This is a genomic window from Microvirga yunnanensis (genome assembly GCF_025460875.1).
This window is the reverse complement of the sequence record NZ_JAMXFI010000169.1, coordinates 1-17471: the sequence shown is the minus strand read 5'-3', so window position 1 is coordinate 17471 and position 17471 is coordinate 1. Positions and strand designations below refer to the sequence as shown.

At 60.3% G+C, this 17471-nt stretch carries 17 protein-coding genes and 1 pseudogene; 13 read left to right on the top strand and 5 right to left on the bottom strand.

All coding sequences use genetic code 11. The features are described from left to right. The 3 genes from NF876_RS40375 to NF876_RS40365 form a co-directional block, all read left to right on the top strand. A partial coding sequence (locus NF876_RS40375; protein WP_262273374.1) for a (2Fe-2S)-binding protein occupies positions 1-236 on the top strand: 236 nt, incomplete at its 5' end. Next, positions 233-1744: an FAD/NAD(P)-dependent oxidoreductase gene (locus NF876_RS40370; RefSeq protein ID WP_210806149.1), complete on the top strand. Its 1512-nt coding sequence runs from the start codon at positions 233-235 to the stop codon at positions 1742-1744. The genes NF876_RS40375 and NF876_RS40370, both read left to right, overlap by 4 nt. A 14-nt stretch (positions 1745-1758) precedes the next feature. Further along, positions 1759-2103 carry a RidA family protein gene (locus NF876_RS40365; RefSeq protein WP_262266279.1) on the top strand — a complete coding sequence of 115 codons (345 nt, stop codon included), beginning with the start codon at positions 1759-1761 and terminating at the stop codon, positions 2101-2103. Positions 2104-2648: 545 nt separating this feature from the next. On the opposite strand, the gene NF876_RS40360 is transcribed toward NF876_RS40365, so the two are convergent. Continuing rightward, positions 2649-3614, bottom strand: a complete 966-nt coding sequence (locus NF876_RS40360; protein ID WP_210806151.1) for a tyrosine recombinase — start codon at positions 3612-3614, stop codon at positions 2649-2651. Positions 3615-3746: 132 nt separating this feature from the next. Next, positions 3747-4745 (bottom strand): LacI family DNA-binding transcriptional regulator, encoded by a 999-nt coding sequence (locus NF876_RS40355; protein WP_210806153.1) that lies wholly within the window; start codon positions 4743-4745, stop codon positions 3747-3749. Between the two features lie 282 nt (positions 4746-5027). On the opposite strand from NF876_RS40355, the gene NF876_RS40350 reads away from it, so the two are divergent. From NF876_RS40350 to NF876_RS40305, 9 genes and pseudogenes are all read left to right on the top strand, one after another. Beyond that, positions 5028-5732: a 6-phosphogluconolactonase gene (locus NF876_RS40350; RefSeq protein ID WP_210806174.1), complete on the top strand. Its 705-nt coding sequence runs from the start codon at positions 5028-5030 to the stop codon at positions 5730-5732. After that, on the top strand, positions 5719-6498 hold the full coding sequence (locus NF876_RS40345) for a sugar isomerase domain-containing protein (RefSeq protein WP_210806155.1): 780 nt from the start codon (positions 5719-5721) through the stop codon (positions 6496-6498). Before NF876_RS40350 ends, NF876_RS40345 begins: the two co-directional genes overlap by 14 nt. Then, positions 6495-7646: an N-acetylglucosamine-6-phosphate deacetylase gene (locus NF876_RS40340; protein ID WP_210806157.1), complete on the top strand. Its 1152-nt coding sequence runs from the start codon at positions 6495-6497 to the stop codon at positions 7644-7646. The genes NF876_RS40345 and NF876_RS40340 overlap by 4 nt, the downstream gene beginning before the upstream one ends. Then, entirely contained in the window at positions 7643-8896 is a 1254-nt protein-coding gene (locus tag NF876_RS40335) for a neutral/alkaline non-lysosomal ceramidase N-terminal domain-containing protein (protein ID WP_210806159.1), read from the top strand. The genes NF876_RS40340 and NF876_RS40335 overlap by 4 nt, the downstream gene beginning before the upstream one ends. Before the next feature lie 118 nt (positions 8897-9014). Next, on the top strand, positions 9015-10331 hold the full coding sequence (locus NF876_RS40330; RefSeq protein ID WP_210806161.1) for an extracellular solute-binding protein: 1317 nt from the start codon (positions 9015-9017) through the stop codon (positions 10329-10331). A gap of 86 nt (positions 10332-10417) precedes the next feature. Next, a pseudogene (locus NF876_RS43285) lies at positions 10418-11283 on the top strand (carbohydrate ABC transporter permease). A gap of 32 nt (positions 11284-11315) precedes the next feature. Then, the gene (locus NF876_RS40315; protein ID WP_210806178.1) at positions 11316-12152 is read left to right on the top strand and encodes a carbohydrate ABC transporter permease; all 837 of its coding nucleotides are present in this window, start codon (positions 11316-11318) and stop codon (positions 12150-12152) included. After that, positions 12149-13372 (top strand): AGE family epimerase/isomerase, encoded by a 1224-nt coding sequence (locus tag NF876_RS40310; protein ID WP_210806163.1) that lies wholly within the window; start codon positions 12149-12151, stop codon positions 13370-13372. Before NF876_RS40315 ends, NF876_RS40310 begins: the two co-directional genes overlap by 4 nt. A 180-nt stretch (positions 13373-13552) precedes the next feature. Next, positions 13553-14986, top strand: a complete 1434-nt coding sequence (locus NF876_RS40305) for a DUF6880 family protein (RefSeq protein ID WP_210806165.1) — start codon at positions 13553-13555, stop codon at positions 14984-14986. A gap of 43 nt (positions 14987-15029) precedes the next feature. Here the strand turns inward: NF876_RS40305 and NF876_RS40300 are convergent, their stop codons facing one another. Both NF876_RS40300 and NF876_RS40295 read right to left on the bottom strand, forming a co-directional pair. Further along, positions 15030-15581 carry an RES family NAD+ phosphorylase gene (locus tag NF876_RS40300; protein WP_262266276.1) on the bottom strand — a complete coding sequence of 184 codons (552 nt, stop codon included), beginning with the start codon at positions 15579-15581 and terminating at the stop codon, positions 15030-15032. A gap of 131 nt (positions 15582-15712) precedes the next feature. Beyond that, positions 15713-16105 (bottom strand): MbcA/ParS/Xre antitoxin family protein, encoded by a 393-nt coding sequence (locus NF876_RS40295; protein WP_210806168.1) that lies wholly within the window; start codon positions 16103-16105, stop codon positions 15713-15715. A gap of 169 nt (positions 16106-16274) precedes the next feature. Here NF876_RS40295 and NF876_RS40290 point away from each other — a divergent pair, with 169 nt between their 5' ends. Then, positions 16275-16964 carry a hypothetical protein gene (locus tag NF876_RS40290; protein WP_262273373.1) on the top strand — a complete coding sequence of 230 codons (690 nt, stop codon included), beginning with the start codon at positions 16275-16277 and terminating at the stop codon, positions 16962-16964. Between the two features lie 40 nt (positions 16965-17004). Here NF876_RS40290 and NF876_RS40285 read toward each other — a convergent pair. Then, the coding region (locus NF876_RS40285; protein WP_315975125.1) for a DNA translocase FtsK at positions 17005-17471 on the bottom strand (467 nt) is incomplete at its 5' end.

The following is a 17471-nucleotide window of genomic DNA, read 5'->3' as shown; positions in this document are numbered from 1 at the left end:
CAGCAGGGGACAGCGTCGCTGCCGCACTCCTTGCGGCAGGGATCCGCGCCTGCCGCACAACGCCCGTTTCAGGCGCACCGCGAGGCCCCTATTGCATGATGGGCGTGTGCTTCGAATGTCTGGTCAGAATCGATGGCGTGGGCAATCGGCAGGGATGCCTTGTCCCGGTGCGAGAAGGAATGACGGTCGAAACCCAGAAAGGTGCGCATGCCCTGTCAGCGGAGCCGGCACCATGACATCCACCACGGGAGGCGAAGCGGTCCATACGGTCAAGGACCTTGCCGAGACTTATGACGTCATCGTCATCGGTGCTGGGCCTGCCGGACTGTCCGCGGCAACGACGGTATCGACCCTTGGAGCGCAAACGCTTCTCGTCGACGAGAACCAGACGCCCGGTGGCCAGATCTACCGGTCCATTCTCCTGGCGCAGACGGCAGATCGTCAGCGTCTGGGAGAGGACTACTGGAAGGGACGGGAGATTGCCGAGACATTCCTTCGCTCGGGAGCTCAGTACGCTCCAGCGACGACGGCGTGGAGCATCGGGCCAGTAAATGATGAAGGAGGCCGGTTCATCGGCCACGAAGTCGGAGTTTCAGCAGGTGGGGCGGCGCGCCTGATCCGAGCGAGGCAGGTTGTGCTTGCGACGGGTGCCCTTGAACGGCCCTGTCCGATTCCAGGATGGACGTTGCCCGGTGTCATGACGGCGGGCGCCGCCCAGATCGCGCTGAAGACATCTGGCCTTATTCCGGAGGGGAGGGTGGTTATCGCCGGGACCGGGCCGCTTCTGTATCTCCTGGCTGCTCAGTTGATCGAAGCTGGCGCAACGGTCGCAGCGGTTCTCGACACCACTCCGCGAAGCCATTGGCTGAAGGCATTGCGCTACCTGCCGACCTTCCTGACCTCGCCCTATGTCGTCAAAGGATCACGGATCCTGCGAACGGTGCTGCGCCGCACGAAGGTAGTTCGGTGGGTCTCGGCCTTGTCTGCCGAAGGCACAGGAGAGCTGAAGGAGATCGTGTGGACGGCCGGCGGGCGGGAGCATCGCATGCCTGCGGACCTGCTCCTGCTTCACCAGGGTGTCGTGCCGAATGTCAATTTCTCGAATGCGGCCGGCTGCAAGCATGTGTGGGATGAAACGCAGCTCGCTTTCCGACCACAGGTCGATAAGTGGTATGAAACCTCCGTTTCCGGAATTGCGATCGCGGGTGATGGAGCAGGGATTCAAGGTGCTGAAGCGGCGGCCCTCCAGGGCTCGCTGGCAGGGCTCGGGTGCGCGGTCCGGCTTGGCTTGATCGGCGGAGAGGATCGCGAGCGGCGTGCGTCCTCGCTCAAGATGCAGCTCACCAAAGTTACACAAGGCCGCGAGTTTCTTGATACCGTCTACCGGCCTTCCAAGACGTTCCGGGTACCGCAGAATCCTGAGACCATTGTCTGCCGCTGCGAAGAAACCTCCGCTGCCCAGGTCCGGGCGTCGGTGAAAGCAGGCGCGATGGGCCCGAACCAGATGAAGGTGTTCCTGCGGTCCGGCATGGGGCAGTGCCAGGGCCGGCTCTGTGGACTGACAGTCACAGAACTGATTGCGGACGAACGGGGCGTGAGCCCTGACAAGGTCGGCTATTACCGGCTGCGGTTCCCGATCAAGCCACTGAGGCTGCGCGAACTGGCTTCACTGCCGCAGTCGGAGGCCGCCAAAGTCGCGGTTCTGGCCGACCTCGCTGACACGCATCATTCGAAGACCCACTAACCAAGGAAATCCAAGTGACTGAGCGGCATATTCAAACACCCATCATGCATCGCGTCGTCGTCCACAACGGACTTGTATTCGTCGGCGGGACGGTTGCCGACGATATGTCGGCAGGACTCGAGGGGCAGACGGAACAGATCCTTGCCAAGTTCGACGAGTATCTCAGGACGGCTGGCACGGACAAAACCCGTCTGCTGTCTGCAACCATCTTCCTGACGGATCTCAACCGAAAAGCCGAGATGGACGCGGCCTGGAAGCGATGGCTTTCGCCGGAGAGCTTCCCTGCGCGGGCCACTGTGGGCGTCGCCGATCTTGGTGAAGACACTCTGGTCGAGATCATGATCACGGCTGCGGGCTAAATCAAACAAACCTATGTCGTGCGCAGGAGACAACTCGTCGGCATCGACAGAGTCTGAAACGAGTACTGACTTATGCCCCGTGAGCAGGAATGGTCGAAACGATGGGTGCTGTGCGGATCCACACAGGCCCGTTACAGCTGCACCGGTATTGTTCTGAAGACGCTGGAATACGTTGCGTGCGCCTTGGTAGAAGGTCCGATGCTCAGCCTTTCGACAAACCGTTCCGTACCTGTCCGCAGCGCGTGTTGAACCTTCGGTACATTTAGAGTACTATTGCAGCGTGGTGTTGCAACCGGCATCATACAGTTTGCCCTGACAGTGTGCTCCGCACGGCTATCTCTGTCAGGGCATTTTCGTTTGGGCCGCGTTGACCGCATAGAGCCGCTGCCTATTGCCTATGGATGGCCTTTCTTGCTCTTAGACCGCAGGCGCCTCGGTTGAGATTTCCCAAGCCAGTGACAGCAGCGCTTTGAGTTCAATGTTTGGCCACAAGCTGCCGATCAAGCGCGTCTTCTGGAGCCACACGCCTGTTGCGATTCAGCTGTTCAAGCGGCAGTTGTGCGCTCGTCCCGTTCCTCCTCATTGAGCGGATGGAGATCACGGACCATCTGGTGCAGGCGGGAGGTATCCAGGTGGGTGTAGATCTGGGTGGTCTCGATGCCGGCATGGCCGAGCAACTCCTGCAGCACGCGCAGATCAGTGCCGCCCGAGTGCATGTGGGTGGCAAAGGCATGCCGCAGAACATGCGGTGAGACCCGCTCCGGGCTCGCCAGCCCTGCGGCCACGGCAGCTTCCTTGATCTCCAGCAAGGCGGCCTGACGCGTCAGGGCCTTCGTGCCATTGCGCACCGAGTGGAACAACCACTGTGTCGGCTTGCCTCCAGAGTATGCGCGGGCCAGCTTCTGCCATTGGGCAATGGCCTCAATAGCCCGGTCGTGCAGGGGCACGAGCCGCTGCTTGTCGCCCTTTCCACGCACCAGTAGCATGCGGGTGCCGGGAGGCGCCACATCAGACGGCAGCGACAGGGCCTCGCTGATGCGCATGCCTGAGGCATAGAGCGTTTCGAACAGGGCAGCCCGCCGGGCATAGCCGGCCTGACGATACAGCCCCACGGAGGGATCGGCGGCGAGCGTATGGGCGGTCTCTAGGAGAGCTTCCGTCTCAGCAACGGACAGGACGAAGGGCAGCTTTCTGGGCCGACGCATGGTCGACAGATGGGATGTGGGATCGCGGGAGCCCAGGTCCTCCGCGATGAGGAACTTGTGCAAGCCGCGCGCCACCGTGATGCGCCGGGCGATGGTCGAGCTGGCGTAGCCGCGCTCATCGAGCGCCGCGATGTAGTCCCGGATCTGCTCCAAGCCAACCTCGTCTAGGGCGAGGCTGTTCTCATCCAGCCAGATAAGGTAGCAGTTCAGATCGTCGGTGTAGGTGTCGATGGTACCGGCCGAGGCCCCGAGTTCCGTCGCCAGAGCATCGAGCCAGAGCTGGGCAAACCTTTTGTTGGTGCGCATGCAATCCTCTTGGTTGGGAGGACCCTGCCACAGCAGCGGTTACAGACTTCTTGTCAAAACCCCTGTTATGCGAAATGTTACTACGTTTCATCCGCGTCTCCCTCGCACCTGTCGAGTAGCAGAGCCTTTCCCTCACTCTTTGTGGCCGACGGTCGTGTTACGGACGACCAAGTGAGTGTCCAGCACATAGCGAATGTCACGGAGAGATTGGCTTTGTAGCAACTCGAGGAGGAGGGACAGCGCTGCCTTTCCAGCCTCCACGGACCGGTTCGAAACTGTTGTCAAAGACGGATAAGTGGCAGCGCCGAGTACATCGTCACACCCGACAACGCCGAACTGGCCAGGGACACTGATCTTTCGATCCGCCAGTCCGGCGAGAATTCCCTGCGCGGTTAGATCATCGAATGCAATCGCAGCCGTAGCTCCTGTAGCCATGATCGCCGCTACAGCCTCACGCCCAGCATCGTAGCTTGGTACGATGGCGGCTACTATATCGACTTTCAGTCCTAGGCGCTCAGCCGATTTACGCGCGGCGAGCCGGCGTTGCTTGTTCGACCATGATGTTGCCGGTCCCGCGACATAGACGATATGCTGATGGCCGAGTTCCGCCAGATGGGCCACCGCCTCGCGCACGCCAGAGCCGCTATCGATCAGAACACGAGGAATACCATCGACATCCCGATTGATCAGAACTAAGGGCCGCTGAGCAGCATGGGCTCGGATGCGTTCGTCTGACAAGCGCGATGAGGCGAGGATGAGCCCCTCAACTTGGCCTACGAAGCGGCCCACGAGTTTGTCCTCCTGCTTTGGGTCTTCATCCGAATTGCCGAGAAACACACAAAAATCCGACCGATCAGCCTCCATTTGGGCCGCCCGGATCAGAGGCGGGAAGAATGGATTGGCAATGTCAGGAACAATCAGCGCAACATTCCCATGGCGCCCTGTACTCAGGGCGCGGGCCGTCTGGTTGGGCACATAGCCAAGCTTTTCGGCAGCATCTAGGACGCGCCTGACCGTTCCAGGACTGAGCATCTCTGGGCGAGTAAAAGCACGCGAGACGCTGGAGCGAGCAACGCCCGCTACCTCCGCGACCTGTTTGATGGTCAGCTTCTGCTTTTGCTCACTCACCATGGCCCCTCTATCACCAACTGCCAGTACCGGCCGTCTTCTTTGAGCACAATCCCTACATCTGCCCTAAGGAGGTGGTTGCCCAGATCAGCCCATTGACATGCAACCGGTTGCAGGCTTTAGTTCATGCCATTGCCAGTGTCAGAGTACAAGAGCCCACCTCATAAACTGGCACGCCGCATTCAAGAGGCTACCGTGACGGATACTCATACCCAGTCCCCTGCCCCAGCGAGCCATCGCACCGTTGGCCGGCTTCGTATCGAAAGCTACCGCACGCGGGCAGAGATGGGAGCCGCCAGCGCCAGCGCGATTGCGACCGAACTCCGAGAGCGGCTAAGCCGCCAATCGGAAGTGAGAATGGTTTTTGCCGCCGCACCGAGCCAAGCTGAAGCCCTCCGCCGCCTTCGGGAGGAGCCGGAGATTGATTGGGACCGAGTAACGGCCTTTCACATGGATGAATACATCGGTCTTGCAGCCGATGCGCCACAGCGTTTCGCGCGTTGGCTTGACGAGGCCCTCTTTGCTCATCTCCCTTTCGCGGCGGTGCATCACATCGTCCCCGAACCGGATCCTGCTGCGGCGGCCGAGGCTTACGCGGCTCGCCTCGCCGAGGCACCCATCGACATCGTCTGCCTCGGCATCGGCGTAAACGGCCATATTGCTTTCAATGACCCTCCCGTCGCCGACTTCCATGACCCGCTCGACGTCAAGATTGTCGCTCTTGATGATACCTGCCGCCAGCAGCAGGTCGATGATCAATGCTTCGCGCGTTACGATGAAGTTCCTGAACAAGCATTGACGCTAACGATACCGCGCCTCTTGCAAGCTGATCGCCTGTTCTGCATCGTCCCGGGATCCGCAAAGCGGGATGCCGTTCGTCGGAGCCTCTATGAGCCCGTAGCGACTAGCTGCCCGGCCAGTATCCTGCGTCAGCAGGCCCACTGCACGCTCTATCTTGATGCGGAGTCCGACCCCGATGCTGAACGGTGAACTCATCGATGCCGATGCCCTCTGTGCCGCCTATCTCGGGTCCACAACGGACCTGATGCAGCGCATCTTGACGGAGGAGCGCACCGCGACAGACATGGCCGCCGCTCGTCTCGCGGATCAGATTACAGCTGATCGCCTGATTTATATCTTCGGCCCGGGTGGACATTCGAACCTCGCTGCGCAGGAAGTGTTCTTCCGCGCGGGAGGCCTGATGCATGTCAGCGCCATTCTTGACGAAGGAACACTACTCTCGAATGGGGCTTCGCGCTCCATGGCGATCGAGCGCACGCCCGGCTACGGCAAGATTGTGATTGCGAACCAGCGGCTCGGCCAAGGTGATCTTCTCATTTTGGTCAACGCTTATGGGATCAACGCGGCTCTCATCGATGCCGCCATGGAAGCCAAGGCGCGCGGCGTGTTTCTCATTGGCATCAGTTCCCGCGAGCACGCCAGCAACACCTCACCCGAGCATCCAGCCCGGCATCCCACCCGTCAGAACTTGCACGACCTGGTGGACATTGCCGTGGATACCAAGGTCGCCATTGGTGATGCAGTCGTGCGCGTTCCCGGCATGAGCCAGGATATTGCGGCAATTTCAACCTTTGCCAATGCTTTCGCACTCAACTGCTTGGTAATTCGCACCGTATCAAAGCTCATCGAGCGCGGTATCGAACCGCCTGTGTGGCGCAGCGGCAACGCCCCAGGCGGAGATGAAGCCAATGCGCGCTTCATTGCGAATTTCCACAATCGGGTCAGAGCTCTGTGAATTCGTCGGGCGATATTCTCGGACGCAATCCCGCGACCGGTGAGGCGATCGCCATTTCGGCCGAGGACGGCATCATTGCCTCGATTCGGACTGTGAATGACACAGTTCAGGAGTATATTGCACCAGGCCTGATCGATCTGCAGGTGAACGGCTTTGCGGGCCTTGATCTGAATGACGGCCACCTGACGCCAGAGCGGGTAAGGGCGCTGGCGGACCATATGCTCGCAGTAGGCGTCACGACCTTTCTGCCGACCCTGATCACCGCGCCGGAGGCCGACCTCATCCATGCGCTGACAGTCATTGCAGAGGCCCGCCGCCGCTTTCCAATTGTGGCCAGGATGGTTCCTTTCGTTCATGTCGAGGGCCCCTCGATCTCGGCGCTTGACGGACCACGCGGCGCTCATCCCGCCGCCCATGTGAGAGCGCCCTCCCTTGCCGAGTTTGAGCGCTGGCAGGCGGCGAGTTCAAATCTCGTCGGACTTGTGACGCTGGCCCCTGAGCTGCCCGGAGCGATCACTTATATCTCGGCTCTCGTGCAGCGCGGCGTCCACGTTGCTCTCGGCCACACGGCCGCCTCGCCTGAGGAGATCCATGAGGCCGCCGCGGCGGGAGCGAGCCTGTCCACACATCTTGGCAACGGCGCCGCGGCCACCCTGCCCCGCCACCCTAACTTTTTATGGAGCCAGCTTGCGGACGATCGGCTGACGGCAACCTTCATCGCCGACGGTCATCATCTCCCGGCTGACACATTCAAGGCAATGGTTCGCGCAAAGGGTCTTGAGAAAGCCATCCTGGTTTCGGACGCGGTCGCACTCGCTGGCATGCCGCCTGGCCTTTACGAGCAGCCTGTTGGCGGCACTGTCGAGGTCAAAGCTGATGGGCGTGTTGGTGTCGCCGGCACACCATATCTCGCCGGCGCTGGGCTGCCGCTCTGCGCCAATGTCGCCATAGCCGCTTACATGGCTGGGCTGGCTCTCAGCGAAAGCCTGAGGCTCGCGACGGAGAATCCTGGTCGTATCATCGGCAACCGGGGCCGTCTCGCCGTTGGTGCTCCGGCCGATCTAATGCAGTTCTCTTGGCAGGAGCGACAACGCTGCCTCGCGGTCTCGGCCGTCTGGCTGCGAGGCGAAAAGGTGTTCTCGCGATGATCAGCGCCGGAACGGCCCTGGTGGACATTACGCCGCCCGCAGGACTCGCCCTCTCCGGGTTCGCGGCCCGCAGTGGAACTGCGCTCGGCGCGCATGATCCTCTGACCGTTCGCGCCGTCGCAGTGGAGAACACCGCCCTCGTGGTAGCCGACGTGATCGGCTTTCATGGCGACATGGTGCGTCGCATTCGCGAACGGTGCGTGTTGCCCGCCGACAACGTGGTCGTGGCGGCGCTGCATACGCATGGTGGCCCTGTCTCCATGATGGGCCGCCTAAGTCAGCGGGTCGACACGGCCTATCTCGAGCGGCTGGAGACTGCATGTGTCCACGCAATCGACAAGGCAGTGTCCTGCGCGCGTCCCGCCCATATGGTGGCGGGATGGGGCGCAGATCCCGGAGTGGCCAGAAATCGCCGGCATGCCGACGGCTTGGTCGATACTGCCTTGCCGGTTCTGCACGTCCGAGACGCGGTTGGTGATCCGATGGCGGTCATTGCATCCTATGCCTGCCACCCGGTGGTGCTCGGCGCCGACAACCGGCTGTGGACGGCCGATTACCCGCACTATGCGCGCGAGCGCCTTGAGGCCGCCAATCCAGGTGCCATGGCATTGTTTCTCACCGGATGCGCGGGAGACGCGAATACGGGTCACTCGGCACACGCTTCCATCAGCCTCGCATCCAGCGCCTATCGCAGCTTCGAGTCTGCACAGGCTTATGGTGAGCGGATTGCGGACGCGGCTTGCCAAGCCAACGAGATTCCCCTGGAAGAACACGTCTCGGTGGCGAACCGTATCCTGCACCTTGGTTTCGATCGACGCGAAGCGGGGACCCCAGAGGCCTTGGCGGAGCGTTGGTATCGCGAGCGGGAGACCGCGGATCCTGCCCGTGCAGCGCTGCTCAGCCACTGGATTGCCTGGGCGACAGAAATGGCAGGGCACCCTCTCGAACCAGTTGAGGCGCGCGTCTCGGTGTTAAACTGGGGAGGAGTCCCGATCGTTGCCTTTCCGGGAGAGATCTTTGCAGAGACGGCGCTGCAGATTCGCCGGAGCATATCCCGGACTCCGAGTTTCATCATTGGCTTTGCGGAAGACAATCCCGGCTACATCCCTCCGGCATCCGAGTATGCGTTCGGTGGATATGAAATCGACGAGGCACATCGCTACTATGGCCAGCCAGCAACCTTCGCCTCCGGATCGGCCGAAGCTCTGGCCAACGCGGCGATTGCTCTTTTGACTGCGGGAACTGTCTGACCGGAGCGGGGTAAGCGGATGCCGGCCCGCAGGTTGGCTGCTTGACCCGCAACCGGTTGCATGACAACCTGCCCACTGCCAGCTTCGACACCATCAAAACCAGAGGAACGGGATCGACATGCTGAAATCTGCCACGACGACTTCACTGAAGCAGCACTTTGCCCGCGCCGCTCTGCTCGGCTCAGCCTTGGGAGCGTCCATGCTAGCCGGGCTTTCTGCCACCTCAGCCCAGACTGTTACCGTCTGGAGCGGCTATCCAGAAATGGCGCCGTTCTATGAGCACGTGGCCCAGGGTCTCAAAGCCAAGAATCCGAACCTCAACGTCAAGGTCGAGGCCATCGCTCTCCGCGAACATGAAAAGCGCATCGCGCTGGGCCTCACATCCGGTGTTGCCGGTGCGACCGTCATCGAGCTCCAAGGCTCGACGGTTCGCCGTTATCTCGAGAATGACCTCTTGCCCAAGGCGCCTGACGCGGTGGCCAGCTTCGTCAAGGACAAGGCCAATTTCGACGAGTTCTTCACATCGAACGCGAGCTACGAAGGTGCGGTCTATGGAGTGCCCCTGTTCCGCGGGCAGGCTGCACTTTATTACAACACTGACATGTTCAAGGCGGCGGGGCTGACCGCACCGCCCAAGACGATGGAGGAGTACACCCAATATGCCGAGAAACTGACGAAGCGAGGTTCAGACGGCAATCCAACTGTATCCGGCTGGAGTCTGCGCCTCACCGGCGGTGGGCAGGGCATTGCTGAGAAATTCTGGATCAATCTTTTTCAGTATGGCGGCTCTGTCCTTGAGCCAACGGCCGATGGGAAGTGGCGCGCCAACTACGCCAACGAGGCGGGCCGCGCGACGCTCAAGCAGTACCTGCAGAACGTACATGTGCTTAAAACGGTCACGCCCGAAATGCCGGCCGATGCAGAGGCGTTTGAACGCGGCCAAACCGCCATGTTCATCCGTGAATCCTGGGTTATCGGCGATATTGCTTCCAAGGCGCCTAATCTCACCTATGCAACCGCTCCGCTGCCCCGTGGCTCCATTGCTCTGCCAACCAATCTCTATGTAAAGGCCGAGGGTGCGGATACCAAGGCGGCCTGGGACTTCGTCATAGCCACCAACGAGCCCGAGAACCTGACGTGGCTTCTCAAGAACATCGGTTGGCTGCCGAACCGCTCCGGAGTTGACTATTCCAGCGTGACCAGCGCAACTCCGGCATTCGGCGCCTTTGTGAACTACCCGAAGGACTACAAGTTCTTTACTTTGCCCTCGATCGGACCAATCGAGGAGGTGCTGACGCGTTTGGCCGCCCAGCTCACCAACGCCTTCCGCAATGCGTCCCTCGCCAAAGATGATACGGCTATCGAGGCCTTTCTCAAATCGGCTGCGGACGAAACCAACCAGATCCTTCGCCGCGAAGGTCTTCTTGGGAAGTAGCCTCAGCTACGTTGGGCCTTGCGTCCGGTGCGTCCTCACGCACCGGACGGAGTCTAAAGAGGGATCCGGTGCAGCATAAAAGATGGATGTTCGCGCTCCTCGCGCTCCTGCCGACATTGGCAATCTTCGCCTATGTCCGGATCTATCCCATTGGCGACACCCTGCGCCTGAGCCTGCACAAATGGGACATTCTATCGAAGAACAAGCCCTTCATCGGCTTTGCGAACTTCGAGGAACTCGTCGGCGATCCATTGTTCAGGGAAGCGCTCCTCAATACAACGATCATCGCGTTTGGCGTCCTGCTCATCACCATTCCCCTGGCATTGGTGCTGGCTGCTCTCATTTATCATCGTACCCGCTCGCGCCTTGCTGGTTTTTATGAGGCAGCGATCTTCATTCCGCATGTCGTGTCGCTCGTGCCTGCTGCCATGGCGTGGAAATGGATCTTCGACGCCCGTCTCGGCCCACTGAATGCGTTGCTGACCAGCGCTGGATCGCGCCCAAGTCCTGGCTCTTCGATCCAGTCCTCTCAGTGTTATGCGTCATTGTTCTCTGCTCGTGGCAGGCTCTTGGTTATGCGGTCATTATCTACCTTGTCGGTTTCAAAAGCCTCCCGACATCGCTCTACGAGGCGGCCGAGCTCGACGGCGCGTCGGCCCCTCAGCGCTTCTGGCATCTTTCTGTCCCTCTGCTCAAGCCGATCACGCTATACGTTTCGGTCGTCACCCTCGTGTCAGGCTTCAACGTCTACGCCCAAGCCTTCGTGCTGGCCTCTGACGCTCAAGGCGCGCCGGGACGGCAGGTGCGCGTCCTGGTGCTCGACATGCTTGAGAACAGCTTTCGAAACTACCGCGTTGGCTACGCTGCGTCCGAGGCAGTGGTGTTATTGGCGATCGTTCTGGTCCTAACTGTGATTCAGTTCCGGCTGCTTCGGGAGAAAGGCCGCTCATGAGACCTCTCCTCGAGAACACCACGAGCCGCGGCATGTCCCGGCATACGAAAGAGCGCGTGATCAACATCGCCATCGATGTGGTACTGACGGCCGTCTGCCTGTTGATGATCCTGCCCTTGGTCTTCCTCGTCTCCAATGCGTTCAAGACACCACAAGAGATGCTGGCTTGGCCTCCGACAGTCATTCCAGACGATCCAACCGTTGCGAACTTCAGAGCAGTATTGGCCGACACTCCACTGCTGCGTTGGATCGGCAACAGCATCTTGTTCTCAGTCCTGTCCACCGTCTGCATTCTCGCGACGTCGGCGATTACCGGCTACATTCTGGGGAAGTTTCGCTATCGCGTGCTCAATGTGTTCTTCGCCATCATCCTCGCCACGGCCATCGTGCCGTTCGAGGTTTACATGATCCCGCTTTACTTCCAGGCGAAAGCGCTCGGCATCCTCAACTCTACCTGGGGATTGCTGCTAGGCTACCTGGTGATGAGCTTCGGTATCTTCCTCATCCGGCAGAATGTGATCCACTCCATCCCAGACGAATTGCTGGAGGCTGCCAGGATCGATGGTGCCGGAGAACTCTGGATCTTCTTGCGCATTGTTCTTCCGCTCCTGCGTGGCGCTCTCGGAGCCCTTGGAGTCCTGGCCTTCTTTCAGGCATGGACTGCCTTCGCTTGGCCTTTGATCGTAGCAACGACCCGAGACAGCTACACGATCGAGGTAGGGCTTGCTCTGTTTCAGACCGGCTTCACGGTTGATCTTGGACGGCTGAGCGCGGCCTCCGCGTTGGTCCTCATTCCAAGTATAACATTGTTCGTCCTGTTGCGCCGGAACTTCGTACAGGGCGTGGCGAGCACGGGGCTGAAGGAATGAACAACTTCGACTTCTCGCTGGTGGATGCGCGTGCCCGCTACGTGCAGGCTAATGCGGCGACCTTGCGTTGGATCCTCGCGCGCCCACGCCTTGCCGGCGCTTTCCTCAACACCAAGGTCAATAGTCTGAACCTCGCAGACTATGGAGATGCAGACGGGGTCCGCGGACCGGCCTACCTCTATGGTTGGATCCAGGGCCGGGGGCTTGAGGCGGTTGCGACGCATGCGGAGTTTTTCGAGAGGGAAGAACCCGATCTTGCTGCAGAACTCGATGCGGCAGGTGTCGCACTCTATCATGCGCTCCGCGACCTGCAGCGCCGCGATGGACACGGCTACTTCTGCTATGACCGCGATCTGAACCCAGTCTATGTAGGTGCCGACGGCACACTCCACCAGCAGTCTGCTGCTGGTGGAGTGTTTACCTATTCCGATGCTTTCTTTGCTAAAGGCCTTATCGCCGGGGCTGCACGCTATGCTCCGGCGGATGTTCCGCAGCATCTCACCTACTTGGCCGAGGTGATTGATGCGATTGAAAACCGGCGGTTCCAGATGGACGAGCGCCGTCACCTCTCGCCCCATGCGGCTTCAAATGAGCCGGAAGATTTCGGGCCGAGGATGATCCTTCTCGGTGCGGCGGGCCTCCTTCACCGCATTGGGCGAAGCGAGCATTCAGCCTTCGCAGATCGCTTCATCGCACATGTTCTCGAACGTCACTTCGATCCAGAAAGCGGTCTGTTGCGCAACGTCCCGGGAACGGATGTCTGCAATGTCGGTCATGCTATCGAGTTCGTGGGTTTCGCGCTGGACCATCTGCAAGGCAGCGCCGAACCCGCTTTGGTGCAGCGGCTTCAGTCTGTTCTGAGTTCGTCCTTCATACGCGGCTTCGTTGGACCCGGCCTTTGCCTATCGGTTTCAGCCGCAACAGGCGCTCCCCTAAGTCCCTACTACCCCTGGTGGTCCCTGCCCGAAACCATTCGATCTGCCGCCCTGTGCTTCGCAGCAACGGGGAACAGCGAGATCCTAAGCATTTGGGAGCAAGCGGACCGTGCATTCTTCACACACTACTGGCGGGGTTCCGTCGCCTACCAGACTTTGACTAGCAACGGACCGTTTGATTTCGTCCCGGCAACGCCGGACCTCGATCCTGGGTACCACACGGGACTGAGCCTTCTGGCCGCTATCAATATGATCGACCAGCCTAAAGAGCCATCGATGCACTGAGTACAAACATCTTGGAATAGCGTGCCGTATAGCTTGCTCGTCAAAATACCTATTATGACTAATGTTATACTATATTAATTGCCCTTGTTGTAGGGCCCTGCCCCACGATCAATCCACCATGGATTGATCATGATCCGTCTGCTCCATAAATGGGAGCCCGAAATGCACCCGGGATGCGACATGGCCTCACGGAAGACGCTGAACCCAAAGAACCTCGAGTCGCTTGGAGCCGAGCGCCTCGCCGAGTTGTTGATCGAGATCAGCCGGGGCAATGCGGCAGCTCAGCGCCGGCTGCGGCTGGAACTGGCCGGCGCCGCAAGCCCAGCCGACATGGCACAGGAGATCCGCAAGCGTCTGACCGCGATTGCCCGATCCCGCTCCTTCGTCGACTGGCACCAGCGCAGGGCCCTTGTGGCGGATCTCGAGATCCAGAGACGGGCCATCGGTCAGATCGCCAAATCCGACGCAGCTGAAGCCCTGGATCTCCTCTGGCGCTTCATGGCGATGGCCAACTCAGTCCTCGGTCGATGTGACGACAGCAGTGGAAGCGTCATGGCCGTCTTTCAGACCGCCTGCCATGATCTGGGGCAGATTGCCACCACAGCGAATGCCGCTCCCAACGTGCTCGCTGAGCAGACCTACCGTGCATTGATCGAGAACGAGTATGGTCAATATGACAGCCTGATTGAGGTTCTGGCCCCGGCACTCGGCACGACAGGCCTCGACCACCTCAAGTTGCTCGTCCTCAAGCTGTCACAGGAGCCACAACAGAACCCTCGTGCGGACGACCGGAAGGTCGTCGGCTGGGGTGTGGGTGGTCCCTTGTACGCCGATGACCTGGCTGAGCGCCATCGCAGCAGCGTTGTTCGAATAGCGCTGGAGGCGATTGCGGATGCGCAGGGCGATGTGGACGCCTTCATCGTCCAGCAAAGTCAGAAGGCCCGAGGCGTTCCGAGTGTTGCTGTGGAGATTGCGCACCGGCTCCTGGTTGCGGGCCGCGCGGAGGAAGCGTGGGAAGCCCTCAATGCCATCGACCAGGACAGACCTAGCTGGATCCCGGTTGAATGGGAGCAGACCCGGATTGAGGTTCTTGAAGCCCTCGGACATATGGATGAGGCGCAGGCGTTCCGCTGGGCCTTATTTGAGCGCTCGCTCAGCCCGGAGCATCTGCGCTCCTATCTCAAGCGCCTGCCCGATTTTGAGGATATGGAGGCTGAGGAGCGCGCCCTCGCGCATGCACTGAGCCATCCGAGCGTGCATCATGCATTGGGGTTTCTGGTGAGCTGGCCGGCGCTGGACCAGGCCGCACACCTGGTGCTCACCCGCGCAGACGAAATCAATGGCGATTTCTATGAGATCCTGGCGCCGGCCGCGGCTACGCTAGAGGCACAGCACCCTCTTGCAGCGACCATTCTCCGCCGGGCCTTGATCGACTTTGCTTTGGAGCGGAACCGGACCAAGCGATACCAGCATGCCGCTCGTCACCTCGAGGAGTGCGAAAGCCTTGCTGATCGGATCGAGGATTTCGGCAGGTTCGAGGCTCATGAGGCCTATTTGAGACGCCTCAAAGCCGACCATGCCCGCAAAAGCTCATTCTGGAGCTTCGTTGCTTGAGGACCTCACCGCCACTGTAGCCCTGCCCGTATAATGGCAAAGGCTAGAGGCTAAGATCTCGCTTCTCATAAATGGTGCTGATCGAACTGCCATCCCAGACATAGGTCAGGTGCCGTTCCTGGCGGCAGTTCGACAGAACCCGCGGCTTGAAGACGGCCACGCATTCACCACCCGGTTTGCGTACGCTGTCATATGCAAGGCCAGAGGAGCCGGTGTTGCGGATTTCAATTGCGAGAGCCTGTGACGCAGCATAGCTGTCCGGGTCATAGATCCCCGGCATGGTTTCCCTCATTCCCCGGGCGTCATGCAGCACCGCATCGAGATCGACGGCATACACCCGCATGTCGAGTTCGATCCTGGGCTCCCCGGTTGCACGCAAAAATGCCTCCCGGTGGTGCTTGGTTTCGGCAATCGCCGTGTCGAGTGTCCGCCCTGCGTAGAACACGCCAAAGCTGCCATCCGTGAAGCGGCTGCCGTAAGGTGGCAGGTGAGTGAATGCCGCCATGATCGGGCTGGTGCCGGGGCCACTGATCCGATCTTCCGGAGGGACAAGGTTGAGAGCGCCCACTTCATCCCGCAACCGGTCGTTGGTCATGCTCTCGATGTCGAGGACCGTTTCGAGATCGGCTGGATCGGTGACCCGCTCGAACAGATTAATCGGCGGAAAGCGGCTTGGGATGATCCGGTAGCAGGGCAGCCACCGGACAGCAGACTGAGAGATCAACCTTAGCCTCGCTGGGCGTCGATGTAGCGGCGAACGAGATGAAGATCGGCAACATTCCCGCCAAGCATCACGTCAAGCGCCGAGCGGCCATTGAAAGGTTGGGCGGCGTTCGGCTCTTTCACCCAAGCGTCTGCAGCCCGCTCGCTTGGCAAAAGGATCTGGAGACCACGATAGATGCCAAAGATGTAGGACAGGCGCTCGAAGGTATCCCTCGATAGAGAGGCCTCGTCAGGCCGGTCACGCCATTTGTAGAAGGTTGATCGAGGCGGCTGCCCAAGAACAACCATCTGCTCGGCCGGGGTCAGGTTCCACGCCTCGGCAATGCGGAAGAAGGTCCGAAGCCCGGGGCCGGCCTTGTTAGCGCGCGGCGTGCTTTCAGCTCTTAAGGCAACCATGTATCTCGTCCAATTGTGGACATCTAGCTCTACAATGGCACAAATAGACAAATTTTCAAGAGGAAAGCGGTTCCTGGCAGCTTCACATCATTGTCCCCTGCCCGTACCAGCATGCATCTGAACCAGACATTGGGTCTCAAGAAGGCCATATTGTCTGCGGCTCCGCTTGATGGGTATACCGTCGCTGTCAGGATCCGCCAGGGAAAGGAGGCATTCGGTGGCACTCACAAGCAAGGACATCGAAGGCGACCTCCTCATGCTCCGGATCATGTTCCCGGATGGCACGACCGTGACGATGACAGCAGACGGGAACAGCAGGAGCGTCAGCGTGGCTCCCGATGACAGGGAAATCGCCGCGAGGCTGACATCTCTTCTGCACTGGAGTTCCGACAGGGTGGGCGAACCGGGCTATCCATTCACCAGCCTCAATCAGGTCATCTATGGAATCGAGACGCTGGCCCGCTCCGCGATGAGCGTGGAACAGTTCATCGAGGGGCTGAGGGAAGTGCTGGAGGTGTCCAATAAGCATCCGATGCCCGAGGTCAGCGTCAGAACTCCATCACTCACCGTCGTCGACCTGAGCCCGAGTAGGAACGGGTGGTTTATCGATGCCCGCTTCCAAAGTGGGGAGCGTTTCAAGCTCGCCATCAACAAGGCGAGCATTGGCTGGGTCGCAGTCCCTCGGGACCCTACGCGCGATCAAGAGGTCATGAAGGTCCTCTCAGGAGTGAAGGGTGCCCGGGTCGCGTCGGATGAAGACCTTGCGCTGCTCGTCATGGAAGTGGCGCATTATTCGACTGACATCGCCAGGTGGCTCCATGACCTGCACTCCGCCATCTCTGAGACGTTGAAGCCCTAGAGGGAAGCTCCCGTTTGCTGCATGCTGGGAAGAAGACCGCTCAATCGTCCAAGTCCTCGAACTCGCCGCGCAGGATCTCCCGCTTGCCGGCATGATTGGCCGGGCCGACAACCCCCTCCTTCTCCATGCGTTCCATGATGGACGCCGCCCGGTTGTAGCCGATCTGCAGCCGCCGCTGGATGTAAGAGGTCGATGCCTTTCTGTGCCGCAGGACGATGCCCACGGCCTGCTCGTAGACATCCGCTGATGCGAGACCGGGATCGTCCTCATCGATCGGCAGCTCCAGGACCTCGAGCTCCTCAGGGACCTCATCGTCGGCCGTGACGGCATCGAGATAGACCGGTTCGCCCTGGCGCTTGAGATGCGCCACCACCTTCTCCACCTCCTCGTCCGAGCAGAACGGCCCGTGCACGCGCGTGATCCGCCCGCCGCCGGCCATGTACAGCATGTCGCCTTGTCCTAAGAGCTGCTCGGCGCCCATCTCGCCCAGGATCGTGCGGCTGTCGA